General features: G+C 58.7%; 17 protein-coding genes, 1 tRNA gene and 1 pseudogene. 9 read left to right on the top strand and 10 right to left on the bottom strand.

Annotated features, from left to right (window positions below):
- Positions 1-49: 49 nt before the first annotated feature.
- Positions 50-931 (bottom strand): alpha/beta hydrolase, encoded by an 882-nt coding sequence (locus RBH10_RS14745; RefSeq protein ID WP_281036703.1) that lies wholly within the window; start codon positions 929-931, stop codon positions 50-52.
- Positions 932-1,139: 208 nt separating this feature from the next.
- Here RBH10_RS14745 and parE point away from each other — a divergent pair, with 208 nt between their 5' ends.
- Positions 1,140-3,260: a DNA topoisomerase IV subunit B gene (gene parE, locus RBH10_RS14740; protein WP_281036704.1), complete on the top strand. Its 2,121-nt coding sequence runs from the start codon at positions 1,140-1,142 to the stop codon at positions 3,258-3,260.
- 56 nt (positions 3,261-3,316) lie between these two features.
- Here the strand turns inward: parE and RBH10_RS14735 are convergent, their stop codons facing one another.
- The 3 genes from RBH10_RS14735 to RBH10_RS14725 are packed head-to-tail and all read right to left on the bottom strand — an operon-like array spanning position 3,317 to position 4,642.
- The gene (locus RBH10_RS14735) at positions 3,317-3,928 is read right to left on the bottom strand and encodes an ATP-dependent Clp protease proteolytic subunit (protein ID WP_045020136.1); all 612 of its coding nucleotides are present in this window, start codon (positions 3,926-3,928) and stop codon (positions 3,317-3,319) included.
- 43 nt (positions 3,929-3,971) lie between these two features.
- Positions 3,972-4,331 carry an SRPBCC domain-containing protein gene (locus RBH10_RS14730; RefSeq protein WP_281036705.1) on the bottom strand — a complete coding sequence of 120 codons (360 nt, stop codon included), beginning with the start codon at positions 4,329-4,331 and terminating at the stop codon, positions 3,972-3,974.
- Complete coding sequence (locus RBH10_RS14725) at positions 4,328-4,642, bottom strand: helix-turn-helix transcriptional regulator (RefSeq protein ID WP_281036706.1); 315 nt, start codon at positions 4,640-4,642, stop codon at positions 4,328-4,330. The genes RBH10_RS14730 and RBH10_RS14725 overlap by 4 nt, the downstream gene beginning before the upstream one ends.
- A 279-nt stretch (positions 4,643-4,921) precedes the next feature.
- Between RBH10_RS14725 and RBH10_RS14720 the strand changes: the two genes are divergently transcribed.
- Both RBH10_RS14720 and RBH10_RS14715 read left to right on the top strand, forming a co-directional pair.
- A complete protein-coding gene (locus RBH10_RS14720) occupies positions 4,922-7,201 on the top strand; it encodes a methyl-accepting chemotaxis protein (RefSeq protein WP_281036707.1) in 2,280 nt (759 codons plus the stop codon).
- A gap of 137 nt (positions 7,202-7,338) precedes the next feature.
- Positions 7,339-8,895 (top strand): phospholipase D family protein, encoded by a 1,557-nt coding sequence (locus RBH10_RS14715; protein ID WP_281036708.1) that lies wholly within the window; start codon positions 7,339-7,341, stop codon positions 8,893-8,895.
- 31 nt (positions 8,896-8,926) lie between these two features.
- Here the strand turns inward: RBH10_RS14715 and RBH10_RS14710 are convergent, their stop codons facing one another.
- The 5 genes and pseudogenes from RBH10_RS14710 to RBH10_RS14690 form a co-directional block, all read right to left on the bottom strand.
- Positions 8,927-9,760 (bottom strand): response regulator, encoded by an 834-nt coding sequence (locus tag RBH10_RS14710; protein WP_045020145.1) that lies wholly within the window; start codon positions 9,758-9,760, stop codon positions 8,927-8,929.
- Positions 9,761-9,923: 163 nt separating this feature from the next.
- The gene (locus RBH10_RS14705; RefSeq protein ID WP_045020148.1) at positions 9,924-12,437 is read right to left on the bottom strand and encodes an FAD-dependent oxidoreductase; all 2,514 of its coding nucleotides are present in this window, start codon (positions 12,435-12,437) and stop codon (positions 9,924-9,926) included.
- A 266-nt stretch (positions 12,438-12,703) separates the two neighbouring features.
- Complete coding sequence (locus tag RBH10_RS14700) at positions 12,704-13,018, bottom strand: hypothetical protein (RefSeq protein ID WP_281036709.1); 315 nt, start codon at positions 13,016-13,018, stop codon at positions 12,704-12,706.
- Positions 13,015-13,968: a hypothetical protein gene (locus RBH10_RS14695; RefSeq protein WP_306180683.1), complete on the bottom strand. Its 954-nt coding sequence runs from the start codon at positions 13,966-13,968 to the stop codon at positions 13,015-13,017. The genes RBH10_RS14700 and RBH10_RS14695 overlap by 4 nt, the downstream gene beginning before the upstream one ends.
- Positions 13,969-14,503: 535 nt before the next feature.
- Positions 14,504-17,051, bottom strand: a pseudogene (locus RBH10_RS14690) (mechanosensitive ion channel family protein).
- Between RBH10_RS14690 and RBH10_RS14685 the strand changes: the two are divergent.
- From RBH10_RS14685 to RBH10_RS14675, 3 genes are all read left to right on the top strand, one after another.
- Positions 17,044-17,166, top strand: coding sequence for a hypothetical protein (locus tag RBH10_RS14685; RefSeq protein WP_281036712.1), 123 nt, complete (start codon positions 17,044-17,046; stop codon positions 17,164-17,166). The pseudogene RBH10_RS14690 and the gene RBH10_RS14685 sit on opposite strands and share 8 nt — an antisense overlap.
- A 131-nt stretch (positions 17,167-17,297) precedes the next feature.
- Positions 17,298-17,552 (top strand): GlsB/YeaQ/YmgE family stress response membrane protein, encoded by a 255-nt coding sequence (locus RBH10_RS14680; RefSeq protein WP_281036713.1) that lies wholly within the window; start codon positions 17,298-17,300, stop codon positions 17,550-17,552.
- Between the two features lie 155 nt (positions 17,553-17,707).
- Positions 17,708-17,783: transfer RNA gene (locus tag RBH10_RS14675), tRNA-Lys, on the top strand.
- Positions 17,784-17,918: 135 nt separating this feature from the next.
- Here RBH10_RS14675 and RBH10_RS14670 read toward each other — a convergent pair.
- Positions 17,919-18,359, bottom strand: a complete 441-nt coding sequence (locus RBH10_RS14670; protein WP_281036714.1) for a hypothetical protein — start codon at positions 18,357-18,359, stop codon at positions 17,919-17,921.
- Positions 18,360-18,807: 448 nt separating this feature from the next.
- Here RBH10_RS14670 and RBH10_RS14665 point away from each other — a divergent pair, with 448 nt between their 5' ends.
- The 3 genes from RBH10_RS14665 to RBH10_RS14655 all read left to right on the top strand — a co-directional run bounded on the left by RBH10_RS14665 (position 18,808) and on the right by RBH10_RS14655 (position 19,982).
- On the top strand, positions 18,808-19,140 hold the full coding sequence (locus tag RBH10_RS14665; RefSeq protein ID WP_045020546.1) for a hypothetical protein: 333 nt from the start codon (positions 18,808-18,810) through the stop codon (positions 19,138-19,140).
- 170 nt (positions 19,141-19,310) lie between these two features.
- The gene (locus tag RBH10_RS14660; RefSeq protein ID WP_045020157.1) at positions 19,311-19,562 is read left to right on the top strand and encodes a hypothetical protein; all 252 of its coding nucleotides are present in this window, start codon (positions 19,311-19,313) and stop codon (positions 19,560-19,562) included.
- A 195-nt stretch (positions 19,563-19,757) separates the two neighbouring features.
- The gene (locus RBH10_RS14655) at positions 19,758-19,982 is read left to right on the top strand and encodes a hypothetical protein (RefSeq protein WP_281036715.1); all 225 of its coding nucleotides are present in this window, start codon (positions 19,758-19,760) and stop codon (positions 19,980-19,982) included.
- Positions 19,983-20,119: the final 137 nt, after the last annotated feature.

The following is a 20,119-nucleotide window of genomic DNA, read 5'->3' as shown; positions in this document are numbered from 1 at the left end:
AACGACGGTCAATTTGCCGAAATGAGCTTCTGTCGGGCAAAAAAAAGCCTCAGCGGCTCAGGATCCAGTTCAAAACCGTGCGCCAGTCGGTCATGCGCACCGGCGTTCCGTGGCTGCCGGTCTCGAAAAGCGTGAAGCGCACCGGTTCACGCGCCTTCAGCAAGGAGCGGAAGATCGTCGCTTGGCTGTCGGCGGAATAGACCTTGTCGGCGCTGCCATGCGTGAACCAGACCGGCTTCTTCGCTTTCGCAAAGGCGCTCTTTGGAAAATCGGGATCGACCGCGCCGCCGAGGATCGCCATGCCCTTGAGATTGTCGACGACGGCCTTCTCTCGGCTGATGCCGTAGCAGATGAAGCTGCCCATCGAGGCGCAGGCCAGCACCACCGGCTTGCCGCCGGATTTGCGGGCCGCATCGGCAATCAGCGCGGCAACATCGGCAACGCCCTTTTCGTCGAAGGACCGCACGCTTGGCACGTAATAGGTACCGCCATTGGCAACAGCGAGATTTTTCAGCCGGTTGAAATTGCCGCCAAACGTATAGTCGTTCATGCCGAGACGCCGGTCGCCACCGCGCCCGTGGATGAAGATCACGGTAAAGGCCTGACCGGATGACGGCCCGACGCGGCCGACCTCAAGCGCCCTGCCCTCAACCGTCACGGTTTCCAGTGCCTGCGCGTTCTTTGGTGCCATATCCACATATTGCCGTTTCACCCGGCGCTCCGGCACCTCGTCGCGGCCGTTGATGTCGCGCATCTCCTGATAATCGATCACCTCAGATGCGCCGCCATCAGCGGTGGAAAGCACCGTCTGGCTGGAAAAAAGCTCGTCCTTGAACGGCCGCAGCGGCCCGTCCGCCGCCCCGGCACCGCCCGGCATCGCCGCAACAGTCAGGCAGAAAAGAGTACAAAACGTGAAATGAGCTGTGGACATGACTTGGTTAACCGTTCATTCGTGGCTGCGAGACTTGCCATTGCAAGGGCGGCAGCGCAATCCTCCTGTTGCGAAACCCTGACATAGTCGTGACATAGGGTGCGCCGCGTTAGGCCATACGCCTTACACGTTTGGCGCTATAATCGCCCCTATTGGCATACTGATTCGCTTGGCGAAATTCTGACGACACGATTTTTGAACCTTGGACATGATGGACGACAGCAACGATCTCTTCTCCGGTCTTCCGGCAGCACGAAACAGCGAAACGGAAACGAACGATGACGCGGTCAAACCCGTGAAGGCCCCGGTATCCGCAGCCGCAAACGTGAACGTGCAGCCGATACCCGCAACCGTTGCGGCCGTCACGACGCCCCCGCCTCCGGCGCCCGTGTCACCTTCCGGTGATGACTACGGCGCGTCGTCGATCCGCGTGCTTGAAGGGCTGGAGCCGGTGCGCATGCGGCCCGGCATGTATATTGGCGGCACCGATGAAAAGGCGCTGCACCACCTCTTCGCCGAAGTCATAGACAACTCCATGGACGAGGCCGTCGCCGGCCACGCCAATTTCATCGAGGTCCATCTCGATATCGAAGGTTTCCTGACAGTCACGGACAATGGCCGCGGCATTCCCGTGGAAAACCATCCGCAGGTTCCGGGCAAGTCCACACTCGAAGTCATCATGACCAAGCTGCATGCCGGCGGTAAATTCGACGGCAAGGCCTATGAGACCTCAGGCGGCCTGCACGGCGTCGGCGTTTCCGTGGTCAATGCGCTGTCCGATCTTCTGGAAGTGGAAGTCGCCCGTAACCGCAAGCTTTACCGCCAGCGCTTTTCGCGCGGCGCGCCGATCGGCGGACTGGAAGAACTGGGCGACGTGCATAACCGTCGCGGCACCCGCGTGCGTTTCCACCCGGACCCGCAGATTTTCGGTGATCATGCCAAGTTCGAACCGGCCCGCATCTTCCGCATGGCCCGCTCCAAGGCCTATCTCTTCGGTGGCGTCGAAATCCGCTGGAGCTGCGATCCCGGCATGGTGCCGGCGGGCGGTGAAATCCCCGAAAAGGCCGTGTTCCATTTCCCCGGCGGTCTGAAGGATTATCTTGCGGCCACGCTCGGCAAGGAATTCACCGTTACCCGCGAGATTTTCTCGGGCCGCACCGAAAAGACCGGCGGCCATGGCGCGCTGGAATGGGCTGTCACCTGGTATGGCGGCGACACGCAGGTCCATTCCTATTGCAATACCATTCCAACCCCCGAAGGCGGCACGCATGAGGCCGGTTTCCGCATCGCGCTCACCAAGGGCTTGAAGAACTATGCGGAGCTGACGCAGAACAAGCGCGCTAAGGAAATCACCACGGACGACGTGATGATTTCGGCAGCGGGCATGCTCTCGGTCTTCATCCGCGAGCCGGAATTCGTCGGCCAGACCAAGGACAAGCTCGCAACCGTCGAAGCCCAGCGCATCGTCGAAAACGCGCTGCGCGATCCCTTCGACCATTATCTCGCCGGCAATCCGGGTGAAGCGGACAAGCTGCTCGACTGGGTGATCGAACGCGCCGAAGAACGTCTGCGTCGCCGCAAGGAAAAGGAAGTCAACCGCAAGACGGCGGTGCGCAAGCTGCGTCTGCCCGGCAAGCTGGCAGACTGCTCCCAGAACACGGCTGAGAATGCCGAGCTTTTCATCGTCGAGGGTGACTCGGCTGGTGGCTCGGCCAAGCAGGCGCGCAACCGCGCCAATCAGGCCATTCTGCCGCTACGTGGCAAGATCCTTAACGTCGGTAGCGCCAGCCGTGAAAAACTCTCGGCCAACCAGCAGATCGCCGATCTCATCCAGGCGCTCGGCTGCGGCACGCGCACGAAGTACCGCGAAGAAGATCTGCGGTACGAGCGCATCATCATCATGACCGATGCCGATGTCGACGGCGCCCATATTGCCTCGTTGCTCATCACCTTCTTCTATCAGGAAATGCCGGAACTCATCCGCGGCAACCATCTCTATCTCGCCGTGCCACCGCTCTATGTCATCCGTCAGGGTGCCAAAAGCGCCTATGCACGCGACGACGCCCACCGCGCCGAATTGATGGAAACCATGTTCAAGGGCAAGAAGGTCGAAATCGGCCGCTTCAAAGGCCTTGGCGAGATGATGGCGGCGCAGTTGAAGGAAACCACCATGGATCCGGAAAAGCGCACCCTGCTGCGTGTCGAGATTGATGATGTGGATTTCGAAGGCACCCGCGAGGCGGTGGACAATCTGATGGGCACCAAGGCGGATGCCCGCTTCCGTTTCATTCAGGAACGTGCGGCCTTCGCGGATAATCTGGATATCTGAGGGTCAATCTTTGCCCATTTGTCCCGGCCAGTCATAACCGGCCGGGACGTTTTGACTCACGCCGCAGCCACATGGTCGCGAACGCTCAGAATGCGGTCGATCAAACCCCATTCCAGAGCCTGTTCAGCCGTCATGAAGAAATCCCGGTCCATGGCGGCTTCCAGCTTTTCATAGTCGCGCTTGCAGTGCTCGGCATAAAGCCGCGTCATGCGATGTTTCGTCTGCCGCATTTCCTCGGCATGGATGAGCATGTCCGAAGCCTGCCCCTGAAACCCGCCAAGCGGTTGATGAATATGGATACTGGCATTGGGCAGTGCGGCACGCTCGCCCGGCTCTCCCGCCATCAGCAGGAATGACCCCATCGAGCGGGCCGTTCCCATGCACAGCGTGTGAACCGGCGCGCGGATGTAGTGCATGGTGTCGTACATTGCGAGACCGCTCGTCACGACGCCACCCGGCGAATTGATGTAGAGATGGATCGGTTTCTTCGGATTTTCCGCCTCGAGAAACAGCATTTGTGCGCAGACCAGCGCCGAAACCGTGTCGTTCACCTCGCCGTTGAGAAAGATGATCCTTTCCCGCAGCAGCCGGGAATAGATGTCGAAAGACCGTTCTCCCCTTGAGGATTGTTCGATTACCATAGGGACGAGTTGCATCGCTTCGCGCATGGCGAACTCCTGTCGGTTGAAAATGTCGGGAAAACGCGCCTGATCAGGCGGCGAGTACGGGTAGCGAACCGTTGTTGTTTGCGGCAGCCTTGGTCATTCGGCCGGTATTCACGACATCCATATCGTGGATGATCCTGAGGCTGGTGCCGCCATTTGCGTTCGGTGCGATCCTGAAGGTGACTGTGCTTTCCAGAAATGGCGGAACATCGTCGCGCATCCTGTAACAAACCTCCCGCCCCGGCGTGACATTGATCGCCTCGGGTTCGGCCAAAGCCTCCTTCGGCAACCAGTGTTCACGGAACGCCGGAATGCTGATCGCCCGCCAGACCTTTTGCGGCGGCGCATCAAGATCATATTCAAGCTCGATACCGGGTTTTGGTGCTGTGGGCATTTCCCTGTTCATTGATCCATATCCTTCAGCAAGAGCTTGAGTGCTTCTACGCGTTGCGGCCAGTAGGCGCGGTATTTGCCAAGCCACGCCGCAATCCGTGTCAGTCCGTCTGGATCGACCTCGTAATTGACGAAACGACCCTGCCGCCTTTCAACCACCAGCCCGGCACCCCGCAGCACCGCCAGGTGTTGCGACATGGCCGGCTGGCTGATGTCGATGCCTTGGCGCAAGGAGGAGGCGTTCATGGCGCCATCCGCCAGCTTTTCGAAAATGGCGCGACGTGTCGGATCGGCGAGCGCCCGGAAAATATCATTCTCTGTCATGGCAACACATAAGCACAGACTTATACGATTCGCAAGCCTCCTGTTTTCGTTCGGCAAGCCGGCTTCAGCCCGGCCCACCTCAAATAATACTTGTCCTACTAAGTATTACCGCCAGAATTACAGCCAGCCTTATCGATTCTTAAACGTTCAACCAGTAACTCATATACCTGCGCGAAATGGTCTCGCTGTCTCTCGCCGGCCGGTCCGGCATGTCCTTCCATCCCCCTATGAAGCAATTGCTAGCGCCGTGCTCCGATGCCGGTGTTTTGGAGAATGAGGATGTTTTTGAAAACCGCTACCGCCCGCAACATGTTCGCCATCGTTTTCGCCGGAGTTTTGACGACCGTCGCGACTGCCGGTGTGCTTTTATGGCTTTCCTATCGGGCGGTGGAAGAACGCTCGATCTCCGAGATGCACAACGCCGCCAATACCAGCGCCGCCAATGTCGAGACCTTCTTCGCGCACGCGACGACGCTTGGCGCGAACATGCGCTCGGCACTTCATACCGAGAAGGAAACCGGCAATCCGAACCGCGCGGCCATCGACCGCCTGTTCAAACGGCTTCTCGAAGACAGCCCCTTCGCCGTGGGCATCAGCACCGGCTGGGAACCCAACGCCTTCGACGGCAAGGACAAGGAATTCGCCAACACACCGGGCCACGATGCGACCGGCCGTTTTGTACCCTATTACGCGCGCAAGGATGGAAAGGCGGTCCAGGAGCCGCTTGTCGACTACGAGACGCCCGGAGCGGGCGACTACTATCTCGTGCCGCGCCGGACCGGCAAGGACCTGATGACCGAACCTTACGTCTATCCCATCAACGGCAAGGACGTCTTCATGACGTCGTTCATGGCGCCGCTGATGTTTAACGGCAAGTTCGGTGGCGTGATCGGTGTCGATATCGCGCTCGATTCTCTTTCGTCCGACCTCGCCAGGCTGAAACCGCTCGGAGAGGGATATATCGCACTTCTCAGCAAAGACGGCAGTATCGTCAGCCACCCCGATGCCGGGACACATGGCAAAGCCCTGAAGGATTCCGGTCTGGATGCGACCGCATGGCAGGCCATGATCGACAATCCGGGTGTTGCCCGCGAACTGACGGATGCCGCCGGCGTCCGCCACATGATGCTGGCCGTGCCCGCCCATGTCCTGCCGGATACGACCTGGTTCACCATCGTCTCGGTGCCGAAATCGATACTTTTCGCGCATCTTTCGACGCTCGCCCTCACCTCCATCGCCGTCATCGCCATCGCCACCGGGCTTATGGTCGCGATAGGCTGGCTGCTTGCCGCCCGCTTCGGCAAGCGTCTCAACAGGGTCATATCCGCAACCAGCCAGATCGCGGAGGGACAGACGAACGTGGATTTGTCCGAAGCCCGTCACCGCGACGAAATCGGCGAAATGACACGCTCGCTTGCCGTATTGCGCGATGCGACGATCGCCAAGGTGCGCCTTGAAGACGAGGCCGAGCGCAACCGGGCGCTTACCGATGAGGAACGGGCAGAACACGCCGCGGAGGCCGCCGAACGCGACCAGCAGACGCGCAATGCGGTGGAGGCGCTGGCCGAGGGCCTGCAGAAGCTCGCCGACGGCGACATGACCCACCGCATCGAAAAGACCTTCGCGGGATCGCTCGATCAGGTTCGCCATGACTTCAACGCCTCGCTCGAAAAATTGCAGTCGGCACTTCGCGCCGTCAACAGAAACGCCGAGGCCATCCGGTCCGGCTCCGAGGAGATCCGCACGGCGTCCGATGATCTTGCCAAGCGCACCGAGCAGCAGGCCGCTTCCGTGGAAGAAACGGCGGCTGCGCTGGAGGAGATAACCACGTCTCTCAAGGACGCGACATCGCGTGCCGACGAGGCAGGCCAGCTTGTCGAGCGCACCCGCGTCGGGGCAGCAAAATCCGGCGAGGTCGTGCGCCGCGCTGTCCAGGCGATGAGCGGTATCGAAAGCTCGTCGCGCGCGATTTCCAACATTATCGGCGTCATCGACGAGATTGCTTTCCAGACCAATCTGCTCGCACTGAATGCGGGCGTGGAAGCAGCGCGGGCGGGGGAAGCGGGCAAGGGTTTCGCCGTTGTCGCCCAGGAGGTGCGCGAGCTGGCGCAACGCTCCGCCAATGCCGCCAAGGAGATCAAAGCGCTCATCACCAAGTCCGGCGAGCAGGTCCACATGGGCGTCACCCTTGTCGGAGAGACCGGCGCTGCGTTGGCGGAGATCGTTGACCAGGTGCAGGAGATCGACCGCAACGTGACGGCGATCGTCCGCTCATCGCGCGAGCAGACGACCGGGCTGAACGAGATCAGCTCGGCCGTGAACTCCATTGATCGGGGCACGCAGCAGAATGCCGCCATGGTTGAAGAACAGACGGCGGCCAGCCACGCGCTCGCAAACGAGGTGGCGGCACTGAACCGGCTGATCGCGCAGTTCCGGTTGAGCGAGGGTGAGGTCACTCAGGTTCGACCTGTCCACGCTGAAGAGGCAAACCAGCGCCCTGCTCTCTCAGACGCCCGCGCCCTGGGCAACAGGCTAGGCAGGGCTTTCGCCGCGAAATAGACTTGCCGGAGCTGCCAGAGACCCAAAGGCGTTGCTGGCGGCCTCCTCTGGCATTCTGCATCCGTGTGTGAACGCTTTATGCCCTCGCGCGTTTTCACCCGGCCTGATAATCTTCGGGCCGGGAGTGATCAAAACAAGTGACTGCATTTACGGTCTTTATCGTCATGGTGCTGCTGGTCGTCGGACCGAGCCTGTTTGTTGTCATCAGCAAGCAGCGGGAAAAGGCCATTCCCAAACGTCCCTCAACCGCCCTGCCCGTTACCGAGGATGCCACCAGGCTCGATCGGCACTGGCAGTCGATTAGGAACGGCTGGAACGAGAAGAACGCGCTCTGCCTGCTGCATTCCAATCTTGATGCCTTTGCGGTGCGCGTGGCGGCGGCGCGGGCGGCGGGGCGCAGCCTCGATCTCATGTATTACATGTGGAATGCCGATCTGACCGGGCGGCTGATGATGCGCGAAGTCATTGCCGCCGCAGACCGCGGCGTGCGTGTGCGGCTGCTGCTGGACGATCTCGGCGTCTCCATCTCCGACCGCATCTTCCACGCCATCGACAGCCATCCCAATATCGAGCTGCGGCTGTTCAACCCCACGCGGGCGCGGGAAAACATCCTGTACCGAAGCCTGGAACTGGTCCTCAGGTTCCGCAGCGTCAACCGGCGTATGCACAACAAGGCGTGGATCGCCGACGGGCGGGCCGTGATCGTCGGCGGCCGCAATATTGGCGATGCCTATTTCGATGCCGCCGAACGGGCGAATTTCCATGATTTCGACATTCTCGGTTTCGGCAGGATCGTTGCCGACGCCACCGAAATCTTCGACGATTACTGGAACAGCGCCGTTTCCGTGCCGGTGCGCTCGCTTCTGGCGCGCAGGCCGAGCAAGCTTGCCAGATTGCGGCGCGAGCTTGCTGCGCTACCGAAAAGCGAGGCCGCCAAACCCTATCTGGAGCGCGTCGAAAGCCAGTATGGCAGCGGCCATTTCCTGATGTCGGATCGCCTGCACTGGGTTGATGAGGCGGACGTGCTGGCAGACCCGCCCGAGAAGGCGGCAGGCAAACGCCGCAACGGCCATAATTTCCTGATGGAGAGCCTGCTGCCGTTGCTGCAGGCGGCAAGCGACAGCCTGCACATCACCTCCCCCTATTTCATTCCCGGCAAACAGGGCCTGGCTATTTTCCTGAATCTTGCCGAGGGCGGCGTGTCGGTCGCGATCCTCACCAATTCGCTGGCTGCGACTGATGTGGCCGCCGTTCACGCCGGTTATGCCCGCTATCGGAAACCGCTTTTGCTGGGTGGGGTGCGCCTGCATGAGTTACGCGCGCAGGCGGACCAGCCAAGCTTCACCCTGCGCGGTTCGGGACAGGCGAGCCTGCATACCAAGGCCTTCACCCGCGATGGCAAGACCGGCTATATCGGCTCGCTCAATTTCGATCCGCGCTCCGCCTCGCTCAACACGGAAATGGGCGTTGTTTTCACCTCAGCCCCGCTGGTTGCCCGCATGGACGAGATATTCAGCGAACAGATCCGCCGCTCGATGAGCTTCGAACTGGATATCGACAACGGCAACCACCTCCTCTGGATGACGGAGGAACAGGGACAGCCGAAAACATACCGGCGCGAACCGGACGCTGCCATCAGCCGCCGGATCGTCGCGGGCATCATGCGTTTCCTGCCGCTTGAATCGCAGCTCTGACCTATCGCAGTTTTGACGAAGAGAAGTCGGCTCAGGCCGCCGGTCTCACCCCGGCCTTGGCCAATTGTATCTGCACCAGCGTATCAAGGTTCTGGTTGACGCGGCAATAGAACTCCTCGTCGATGAAGGGCCGCAGCATGAAATCGTTGCCACCCGCCTTCAGGAATCGCGCCGACAGCAGCCGGTTGGTGGAGGAGGAAACGCCGATGATACGCAGCTCGTGCGACCCACGCACGGTGCGGATGCGCCGTGTCAGTTCGAAGCCGTCAATATCGGGCATGTTGTAGTCGGTGACCACCAGCCCGATATCGGGATTGGCCTTCAGGATTTCGAGCGCCTTTGCGCCGCTATCGGCAAGGCTGACACGGAAATTATAACGCTTGAGGCGGCTGGAAAGCAGCGCCCGCGCCGTCGGGCTGTCATCAACGATCAGCACATGATGGCGGTGGTTGGTGAGGAACCGGCAGATGGATTCCGTCAGCATGTCCACGGCGAAGATATTGTCTTTCAGAATGTAGTCGACCACATTCTTGGCGATCAGCGTTTCGCGGGTCGCCTCGTGAAAGGTGCTGGTGAAAACGATGGTCGGGATCGAAAGATCGATCAGATATTCCAACGCCTCACCATTTTCCGCCCCCGGAAGGTTGATGTTGGAAATAGCAAGCGTCACGGGTTCGGCGGAGTGTTCGTAACACGCCTGCAACTCCTCGAAGTTGCGGCACACCTCCACGGAAACCCCCAGCAGCTCCTTCAGGCGCAAGCTCACCATCTGGGTGAACACATTGGTATCTTCCGCCAGCAAAATGCGGCAATTGGTAAAAGGCACACCCGAATATTGCATGCCCGTAATGCCTAGAAAATTCATTTTGTCCCCAGTCCCCCGTCGTCCTTCAGGGGAAATTAGCAGGCGTATTTTTCAAATTAATTAATAACACTTTTGCCGGAAAACAGTTGGCGCACATGCTTACCCAAAAGAAAACACGGCCCCCAAAAGAGGGCCGTGTTTTAAATGCGGACAGGAAAATGTCTCAGGCGCGCAGCAGCGCGTTTTCGGTGTCGAAGGGGCTTTCTTCCACCACTTCGGCATCATAAAGCGTGCCGAGAATGCGGATTTTCAGCTTCGTACCGATCGCCGCATATTCGGGTTTCAACATGGCAAGCGCGATGGACTTGCCGACGCGCCAGCCGAAACCACCGCTGGTGACGCGGCCGGCAAGTGCGCCGTTTTCGTCGGAGATCGCTTCCGAACCGCGCGCATCCACATCCGTATTGCCCGATACGGTCAGCGTCGAGAATACCGACTTCAGACCGGCCTCCTTATAGGCCACCAGTGCATCGCGGCCGATGAAGCTCTTCTCCGGGCGCAGGAAACGGTCGAGACCGGATTCATAGGCGTTGTATTCCACCGAAAGCTCGCGGCCCATGTTACGATAGGACTTTTCGAGCGACATCGACACCATGGCCCGGATGCCGAACGGCTTGATGCCGAATTCAGCGCCCGCTTCCATCAACTGGTCGAAGATGTAGTTCTGCATCTCGATCGGATGGTGTAGTTCCCAGCCCAGTTCACCCACGAAGTTGACGCGCAGCGCATGCGCCGTCGCCACACCCACGGAAATCTGCTTCGCGGTCAGCCAGGGGAAATCCTTGTTCTCGAGGCTGGTGCGGGTCAGCTTCTTCAGGAGATCGCGCGACTTCGGACCGGCAAGCACCAGCACGCCGTATTTCTGGGTGATCGGCTGCAGCACGACTGAACCGTCGGTAGGCGCAAGCCGCTGAAGCACATCATGATCGTGCGCCTCAAGACCGCCGGCAGACACCAGATAGAACCGGCCCGGTGCCCATTCATAGACGGTGAATTCCACCTTCACCCCGCCATTCGGCGTCAGAAGATGCGTCAGCGCGATACGACCGCGCTTCTTCGGCACGATATTGGCCAGAATGCTGTCCAGCCAGGCGCGTGCGCCTGGGCCGGATACTTCCATCTTGGCGAAGGCCGACATATCAAGCACGCCGACATTCTGGGTGACGTTCTTCACCTCGTTGCCGACATGTTCGAAATAGTTCGAGCGGCGGAACGACCATTTCTCGACGATACGGCCATCATCAAGCGGCGGCGCGTAGTTGTGGCTGGTGATGACATCAGCACCGACGCCGAGGTCTTCCTCGCGCAGTGCATAGCCTTCCGGCGCATACCAGTTGGCACGCTCCCAGCCGTAAACGGAGCCGAACACGCCACCGAGCTTCTTCAACCGGTCGTAAACCGGTGTCGTCTTCAGCGGACGGGCGGCAGAACGCTCTTCATCGGGATAATGCATGGTGAAGACGTTGGCATAGGCTTCCTCGTTCTTGGCGATGAGGTAGCCTTCCGTTGCGTGAGGTCCGAAGCGGCGCGGATCGACACCCATCAGATCGAGCGTCGGCTCGCCATCGACGATCCATTCGGCAAGCTGCCAGCCAGCACCACCGGCAGCGGTGATGCCGAAGGAATGGCCTTCGTTCAGCCAGAAGTTCTTCAGGCCAGGTGCCGGACCAACGATCGGGTTACCATCGGGCGTATAGGCGATAGCGCCATTATAGACCTTCTTGATGCCCACTTCGCCAAAGGCCGGAACGCGCACCATCGCCGTTTCGATATGCGGCATCAGACGGTCGAGTTCCTCCTGGAACAGCTCATATTCGCTGTCGTCAGAGGGACCGTCGACATAACAGACCGGCGCGCCGACTTCATAGGGACCGAGGATAAGGCCACCGGCTTCTTCACGCATGTACCAGGCCGAATCCGATTCACGCAGAACGCCCATTTCCGGCAGGCCCTGACGGCGGCGTTCAAGAATGGCCGGATGCGGCTCGGTGACGATATATTGATGCTCGACCGGAATGACCGGAATGTTGATGCCAACCATCTCGCCGGTCTTGCGGGCAAAGGAACCGGTGCAGGAGATGATATGTTCGGCGATGATTTCGCCCTTGTCCGTCGTCACCTTCCAGTGACCGTCCTCGAGTTGCTCGATGGCGGTGACGGTGGTGTTGCGGTAGATGGTGGCGCCATGGTCGCGCGCGCCCTTGGCGAGCGCCTGTGTCAGATCAGCGGGCTGGATATAACCGTCATCCGGATGCTGGATCGCACCGAGCAGGCCGTCGGTCTCGCACAGCGGCCAGATTTCCTTCACCTGTTCCGGCGTCAGCATGTTGACCCGCACACCGATGGTCTCGGCAATACCGGCATAATACATATATTCGTCCCAGCGATCCTTGGTGCGGGCGAGACGGATGTTGGAAACCTTGGAGAAGCCGACATTCATGCCGGTCTCTTCCTGAAGCTCCTCATAGAACTTCACGGAGTATTTGTGGATCTGGCCAACCGAGTAGCTCATGTTGAACAGCGGCAAAAGACCGGCCGCATGCCAGGTGGAACCCGACGTCAGCTCCTTGCGCTCGATAAGGACGCTGTCGCTCCAGCCCTTCTTGGCAAGATGATAAAGCGTCGAGACGCCGACAACGCCGCCACCGATCACCACCGCCCGTGCATGTGTCTTCATTTACAGAACCCCTAAAAAGCGCCGGCATTGCCTGTCGTGCTGCCAAATCGATGGGAGGGAATATGAAGCGCTCGGCGGCCGTTCAGCCGCCTGATTGCGACATGGCCATAGGGTGCTGCGACAGGGGAGAAAATGCTGTTGCCGGGGTTGGCTTTTGAACTGCTGCTATCCTCTTTTGGAGATGGCAGCAAAGATATCGGAAAACATTCGGCGGGAACGGATCGGGTATTTGACCCGTAAAGCACGCGACGGGCCGGGCTTGCGGACTATCTGTTCTGTAACTGCATCTGCAGCCCCCGCACATCCGGACCATCCAGTTTCAAACCCTTGAGGACGTCATTGCCGGGAACGATGATCGAGTCCTTGAAGACAGGACCACCTGGCAGATTGTGTATTCCGCCACCCCCACCGGGCGGTGGCGGTGGCGGTGGATAACCACCGCTGCCACACGGCGGAATGCGATAGATACAATCGACAGTGAATTGCTCAAGTCCACCTGCAGCCATAGAAGGGCGGACGGCGTCCTGTGCACCTGCTAAAGAAGGGAAAAACATACCGAAGAGGAAAATGGCCAGTCTCATTTCGCAACCTCCAGCGAAGACGCACATATCTTGGCGCGATCTTTCACGTCCTTGCCGGCAGCAGCTTTTGCCGCTGCATCCAACCACGCGGGCGTACTGTTGCGCATACCTATGGAAACACTGTTGAAACCTACGACAAGCGGCCTTGCAAACTGGCGATCGGAAAAGAGGCCGGAACTGTTGGTGCGGCGGAAGGAACTCTTATTGTCGGCGATATTTTCAGGCTCCGGCAGCTGGCCCTGCGGGCTTGTGGTCGCAGCCGTGGCCGCGCGATCCATATCATTCTGAAGGTCGCCCTTGTCGCCTCCTGCATCAAGGAAAGCCAAGCGACCCCGACCGTTGGTGACCTTAACCCCGCGTGTCAGAAACGCCTGACGGACAACAAACAAGCGAATGTCGTAAAGATAGCGTGGACCACAATCCTCAGTCTCCGCAGTTTCCAAAATGTCGCGCTTGAGAATATATGACAGTTTCGCCCGAAGATATTCGTCGGCACAATAGACCTCCGTATATTCATCATTGCAAAACGCCATCAGCGCATTTTGCGCATGGAAGGCGTTGATCGCGTAGGTCTGAACATTCTGAAGTTCGATTTCCTCGACATCCGCTCTTGCCCCACCGAAAGCAATATTGCGAAGAAGCCCCACTATGCCCTCCTTGCGTTCTATCTTGATGACGGGAAAAAGCGCATCCTTCACCTCCACACCGGAGGCTGTTCCATCCGTTGCAACCTCCACACGGGGTTGAGCAGCGGAGAGTGTCCTCTTATCATCCAGCCAGACACTGTCCCCGAAGTAAGGCGCCTCCGACTTCACCCCAAAATAGCCCCTTAAATTTGGTATTTGGGTTATCTTGACGTATCGGCCAATGAAGGGCGAATCTTTCACAAGGACGGGTAAAGACTTGAATTTGTGACCTGAATCGACAATTTCCGCGATAATGTCTCCCACATAAATATCCTCCTGCGGAGGATATACCGGCTCGATGCCCAGCCTTTGAATGGATCTCGTTCCAGCGCTTCGGCAGGTAGTCATTGGTCACGTCCGTCTCGCCCATCAGGAAAAACAGACCGGCCGAGCCGATAACCGCGCCTGCCGTCAGAAGGGATAGTCTGGCGGCATGGGGCCGCAACCACGTCCAAAAGCCCGTCAGCTTTTCGCCGAGCGATGTTTTCGCAGAAACAGGGCCCGGAGGTTGGGCAGGTTGGGCATTTCCATCAATTGGATCCGACATATGAACCCCGAAAGAAAAAGAAATAAACTAAACAATAACCGCAATATATCAACTTGAGGTTTAAGCGACAATACAGTCACAGCGGGAATTTCTATTATATTTTTACGACAACAGGCTTGCGGATACCAGTTTCACGCAGCCGAAAATTGCGGACAAAATCATCATCCGCCGCCGCCGGGCCGGGTCCCGCACCCACCCCACGCCGACCATTTTAGGCAGGGCTGCGGCGCAGATCGCCGCAGCCGCAGCCAGTCAGTTATCCTTGGTCGCGTTTTTTGCTGTCGCCTTCGTGTCCGGAGCGATCTTGTCGCCCGCTTTTCCGGCATCCTTTTCCGTCCTCGTCCCGGCATCCGCCGATGCCGCACCCGTATGTGCCACCACCGCCTTGTCGCCCTCTTCCGAAAGCAGCGCTGCCAGCATGTGCGGGTTGGTATCGCCTTCTACGTGGATATTGAGGTTGCGCTGCGGGAACGGGATGGCGATCCCTTCCTCGCGGAAGCGCTTGAGGATCGCGATCCTCAGTGCGTTTTTCACGCCAAGCCCGGTGGAGAGATCCGCGAGGTGGAAACGCAATTCGAAATCCAGCGAGAAATCACCGAAACGGACGAATTCCACATGCGGTTCGGGGTTGCGCAGCACCGGCGGCTGGGTGCGTACCAGTTCCAGCAGAATATCCATGACCTGCTGCGGATCGGCCTCATAAGACACCGAAACCGGAATTTCCGCGCGCATGATGCGATTGCGGTGCGTCCAGTTGCCGACAGAGGAATTGATGAGTTCCGAGTTCGGCACGATGATCGACTGGCCACGGAAGGTTTCGATCTCGGTTGCGCGCACGGAAAGCCGCTTGACGGTGCCTTCCGTCGTGCCCGTCACCACCCAGTCACCCACCTTGAAGGGGCGCTCGACCAGCAGGATGAGGCCGGAGACGAAGTTCGAGACGATGTTCTGCAGGCCGAAACCGATACCGACGGACAGGGCAGACGCAACCAGCGCCAGGCTGGAGAGGTTGAGGCCGGCGGACGAGACGCCGAAAATCGCCGCAACCGCGATGCCGAGATAACCGATGCCAGTCTTGACCGAGTTGCGCACGCCGGCATCCACCTGCCCGCGCGCCATGACGTTGCTGTCCAGCCACTTCTGGAACCAGCGCGTGATGATGTAGCCGATGGCGAAGACGAGAACGCCGCCGAACAGGCCGATCAGCGAGATGGAGGCATTGCCGACGGTGATGCCCGTCAGCAGCCGGTAGGCCCAGCTTTCGATGTCGCCCGGCTGGAAACCCCACGAAAACAGGATCAGCGGCACGCCGAAGGCAAGCGCGATGACATAGATGCCGAGCCCCGCGACAAGACCCGCCTGATCGAGCGCAACCGGACCGAGACCGTAACGCCGCCCGAGATAACGACCCGCCAGGGATTCGGAAAAAGGCGCCCTGCCTTGAAATCGCCTTGCCCGAGAGAATGCCGATATACATCGTCGCCAGCACGGCGCCGGTGGCGACGATCTGCGTGGCGAGGAAGCGTGCCAGTCCCACATAACCCGTCAGGCAGGCGCCGATGAGAACAAGCCCGCCGACCCTGAGCAGAATGACGAGCCAGCGCGGCAGGCGCTGGTTGCCGGTCTCGTAATCCTGCCCTTCGCCGATAACCGGGCGCAGGAATGACACGGTGAGCAGGATGATGCCGATAATGATCGAGGCGACGAAACTCTTGGCAACGGTGACGATCAGCGGCGAATAAAGCGTCTCGCTGATTGTGCCGAACAGATAGTCCAGACCGTTGACGAGCGCCATCAACAGCACCGCCGAAGACAGCGTATGTGCGCCCTTGTTGGAAACCTTCAGCAGTCGCCATTCCGGCTGCGTTGGCGCAAAGATCGCATAGCTCAGCCGCGACACGAAATAGACGAAGCCCGTGATCGCCATGGCCCCGAACAGGATCGGCGCTATGTCGGAACGCAGCACGTTGAAATTATCGAGGAAAAACGCCGAAGTCACCAGGAACAGGAAAAGCGACAGCGACTGCACCATGGTCGACCAGAACGCCACCGAAAGCCGCCGCAGATAGGATGGCTCGCCCGTAAAGGCCCGCCTTTCCATGCGGCTGCCGAAAAAGCGGTAACCGCCCACCAGAAACAGCAGCGCCGCCATAATCGACAGCATCACCGCCCCGAACATCGGCAGGCGTTTGTAGTTCCAGACGAAACTCGTCCAGCTGCTGAAGGCGTTGTTGAGGTTGGTCAACTCGCTCAGGAAGGCGGAAGTGGCGTCGCCCAGCGTCTGGCCGGAGACTTCGGTGCGCTTGAACAGCGTGGCGGCGAAAAGCGCCCGGCGAACCGCCGTGATGTTGTTGGAAATCTGCGCGGCATTGGTGGCGGTGCTCTCCACCTCACCGGCAATCGCATTGACCTCGGCGCGCTCCGCCGTCAGCCGGGAACGCTCCTCCGTCACCATACTCGCTTCCGGTGGCTGGCCGTCCGCCGGGGCAGCACCAAGCGCGTCCAGACGTGTCTTGATCTGGTCGAGACGGGTCCGCAGCTTGGTGTTGGCGGCGGCCGCATCGGCAGCAATGGTGTCGGCGCGTCCCTTCAGGTCCACCAGCTGTACATCATCGCTGCGGCCCGCCTCCATCTGTCTGGCAATCGCCGAAACATCTGCCTTCCATTTTTCGAGATCCGTCCGCGCCTGCTCGATGATGGACGCCTGGATCGCGACCGGGGCGGGCGTTGTCGCGTCCTGCGCCGATGCCAATGTTGCGGACGACAGAAAGCCGCCAAAGAGGGAGAGCAACATGACCATTATCGCGGCCATGGCGGCCTTTCGCCGCCGGCCGGACTCCAGCCCGCTGAACACCCGCCTACCGTCAATCAATCCGCCAAACATCAACCGCACATCCATGCCTTTCGCCTCTTAACTCCGCATCAGGCTATTTACCGCCTGCAGCGCGGAAAACCACCCGCAAAAAGCGAGGTTTTCGGGAGTTTACCTTGCTTTTCACCCAGAGAATCATCACCTTCGATAGTGCAGCAATCATGGGAGGAAATCATGGAATCTGCTGGTATTGGCTGGTTCGCAGCTATCATCATCGGTGGTGTCGCCGGGTGGCTCGCCGAACAATTCATGAAAAGCAATATGGGTGTTTTCATGAACATCCTTCTTGGAATCGTCGGCGCCATCGTCGCCAACGCTATTCTCTCGGTATTCGGAATCGTTTTGACCGGTTGGCTCGGTTATCTCATCGCCGGCTTCATCGGCGCCTGCATCCTCATCGTTATCGGCAGAGCCTTCCGACGCGGGTGAGTAAAAAACAAAATCCGTAAAACCCCGGATTTCCAGGCTTTTCCAGCGCGGCTGAAATTTTTTCGTCACAAAAATCGAAGAAATTTCATTTCCGCGCTGGACAACCCAAAACTTCCCCTTTATATGCCCCCTCACACCGCCACACGGTGTCGGTCGGGTGATTAGCTCAGTTGGTAGAGCAGCTGACTCTTAATCAGCGGGTCGTAGGTTCGAGCCCTACATCACCCACCAAATTCTCTTAAAATGACAAGACGTTGCGGTGCTAAGTTAAAGCATCGCATCAGCGGCGGGGACTAGAAAAAATAGTCCGCCTTCGGCAACGCCGGGCCGCGTATCCGCGCCAGCGGACCTCCCTTCCCAGACAATCTACAACTTCGTTTTCGGTGCGCTTTCCGCCCCGATAAAACGCGGCCCCAATGGCCGCCCGGCAATACGGCTTCCGAATTCCTCGGTAAAAGGAACAGGCGCTGCCCGCTTCACCGCTTCGATGGCAGAATCGATGAACGCCTGCCGTCTCGGGCTATCCTCCTGTGGGCGCACAGCGGTAACGACCACCTTGCCCCGTATCTGTCCGTCCCTGTGCAGAATGAACTGTAACGTCACCACAAGCCCCTCCGTGTCTTCCGGCGGCACCCAGCATGCGTAGATCGCATCGAACATTTCGTCGAGATTGTTGGCCGGGGTCGGATCTTTACAAGCCCGCGACTGGCCTGAAGCCTGCGTCAGAAAGCCTGCGAACACGATGGCGAATGCCACAAGACCCGGCAGCCTGAAGCCGCGGAAAACCGAAAACGAACGGTTGATCAAATCCAGTATCCTCTATCGGAAAGAAATCCGCCTGCCTCACCAACTAGTCAACACCATTTTTACGAGTTGATTTCGTCAGTAGAAACTATCGGGATAGTTGTTTATTTCGATAAACATAAAATACGATATTCATCGCAACAGCGAAACATCCACAAACATATCCATATAAAATTGAGTAAAAATAACAACAACAATTAAAATAATCAAAAATACGAAATACAATAAATATAAATATACTTACATACCACAAACAAAACTTGGAATGGTGGTAAAAATTGCCATGTGTTTAATTATGCATTCCTAATTATCGAAATATATTGGCCGACACGAAAAAAACTCCGCATAATCACACCTTCGCCCTTTAACCAATACCGGCAGTTTGCATTGCAAACCGCCGGTTTGGCTGTATGCATTGCCCGGCCAGAACATTGGCGTAATGGGGGATATCATGACATCAAAATGGGTAGTGGCGGCATTTTTCGGGGCTGCGCTGACGGTAGCGGGTGCAGCACAGGCGGACGACCTGGTCTTTACGCTGAAGAATGGCACAGGCTCCGTTCTCAACGCCTTCTACACCTCGCCGGTGGGCGTCGATAACTGGGAAGACGACGTTTTCGGAAAGAAGGCGCTTGGTCCGGGCGAAACGATGGAAATCACCATCGCCGATGGTCGCCGCGTCTGTAAATACGACATGCGTTTCGAATTCCAGGGCGATGCGCTGGAAGACCTCGAGGATACGCAGAACCTGTGCGAACTCGGCGAATACACCATCACCGAATAATAAGCCGACAATAACGGCCCTGCCCGATCAAGGCGGGGCCAGCACCCACGAGCGGCCTTCAAAACATATCTGCCGCTGTGGCAACACCGGTTTCTCGCCAGAGCGGCCGAAACTGCGAAATATCAGCGTGGCAATGCCACCCGCTCCGCAAAGCGGTCTCAATCATCCTTATGATTGGCGCGATGAGATTAATCGTCAACATATTGCTTTTCGTTCTCGGCGCAGTCGGAAGCGGGGTATGTGCGTTTTTACTGTCGGGGACGCTTGCCGATTCCGGACTTCTCGGCTCCTGTTTCGAGGGAAGCTGCGCTTATGCAGCGCTTTTTATGGTGCTGCCCGTCACATGGTTCGTGCTTTTTGCGCTTTACGTCATGGCGCTGCTGGTCTGGAGACGGAAACCTTTCCGGAACGGAAGGCTCTGAAAAGCGCGCATTGGTGCCGCCGCTACCGGGCGTTCGTTGACAGCCATCGAGACTTGCCGTTAACGTCCCGCCTGCTGGGGGATTCGCTGCCAGTGATATGTGGGCCTGCCCGATATCACCGGCCTCTGAATGTGCATGTTTCCGACTTGCGCTTCGTGTAACGACGGGCATGACGGAAAACAGGGAGACCAAACGATGCGGGCCGCAATTAATTCTCCATCGCTTTCTATCGACACCATGGACTATCAGGCCGAGTGCCAGTTCGCGCTGGAACCTTCCATTCAAGGGCTGATCGAAAAAGCAGAAGACGCCGGCTGGAACCGCCAGCAGGCCGCACTTGCCATCGTCGCACTCGCCAGCGAACATTTGAGCGACATGCTCCCGGGCCTGACCGTACCGGATCACCGCCCCCTGTCCTGATCCCCTCCTTCCGGTCGGGCCTGATCAACGCCCGGCATCATCCCCACAAATCGATTGAGCCAGCCGGAGCGCCTACCGTCGCGCCCGCAAGGGCGTTCGACGCCTCCGTGGCGGGGCCGCACAGGGTGGAACCGCTC

Source organism: Rhizobium sp. AN73 (assembly GCF_030757975.1).
GTDB lineage: Bacteria > Pseudomonadota > Alphaproteobacteria > Rhizobiales > Rhizobiaceae > Agrobacterium > Agrobacterium arsenijevicii.
Note: the sequence above shows the minus strand (reverse complement) of the source record. Positions and strands in the feature narration are given on the sequence as shown.

Bases quoted from the DNA above. Each gene is read 5' to 3' on its own strand.
- parE (WP_281036704.1), top strand. From the start codon at position 1,140: ATGATGGACGACAGCAACGATCTCTTCTCCGGTCTTCCGGCAGCACGA.
- RBH10_RS14680 (WP_281036713.1), top strand. From the start codon at position 17,298: ATGGAATCTGCTGGTATTGGCTGGTTCGCAGCTATCATCATCGGTGGT.
- RBH10_RS14725 (WP_281036706.1), bottom strand. From the start codon at position 4,642: ATGACAGAGAATGATATTTTCCGGGCGCTCGCCGATCCGACACGTCGC.
- RBH10_RS14700 (WP_281036709.1), bottom strand. From the start codon at position 13,018: ATGAGACTGGCCATTTTCCTCTTCGGTATGTTTTTCCCTTCTTTAGCA.
- RBH10_RS14685 (WP_281036712.1), top strand. From the start codon at position 17,044: ATGACCATTATCGCGGCCATGGCGGCCTTTCGCCGCCGGCCGGACTCC.
- RBH10_RS14735 (WP_045020136.1), bottom strand. From the start codon at position 3,928: ATGCGCGAAGCGATGCAACTCGTCCCTATGGTAATCGAACAATCCTCA.
- RBH10_RS14730 (WP_281036705.1), bottom strand. From the start codon at position 4,331: ATGAACAGGGAAATGCCCACAGCACCAAAACCCGGTATCGAGCTTGAA.
- RBH10_RS14745 (WP_281036703.1), bottom strand. From the start codon at position 931: ATGTCCACAGCTCATTTCACGTTTTGTACTCTTTTCTGCCTGACTGTT.
- RBH10_RS14655 (WP_281036715.1), top strand. From the start codon at position 19,758: ATGCGGGCCGCAATTAATTCTCCATCGCTTTCTATCGACACCATGGAC.
- RBH10_RS14660 (WP_045020157.1), top strand. From the start codon at position 19,311: ATGATTGGCGCGATGAGATTAATCGTCAACATATTGCTTTTCGTTCTC.
- RBH10_RS14710 (WP_045020145.1), bottom strand. From the start codon at position 9,760: ATGAATTTTCTAGGCATTACGGGCATGCAATATTCGGGTGTGCCTTTT.
- RBH10_RS14665 (WP_045020546.1), top strand. From the start codon at position 18,808: ATGACATCAAAATGGGTAGTGGCGGCATTTTTCGGGGCTGCGCTGACG.
- RBH10_RS14705 (WP_045020148.1), bottom strand. From the start codon at position 12,437: ATGAAGACACATGCACGGGCGGTGGTGATCGGTGGCGGCGTTGTCGGC.
- RBH10_RS14720 (WP_281036707.1), top strand. From the start codon at position 4,922: ATGTTTTTGAAAACCGCTACCGCCCGCAACATGTTCGCCATCGTTTTC.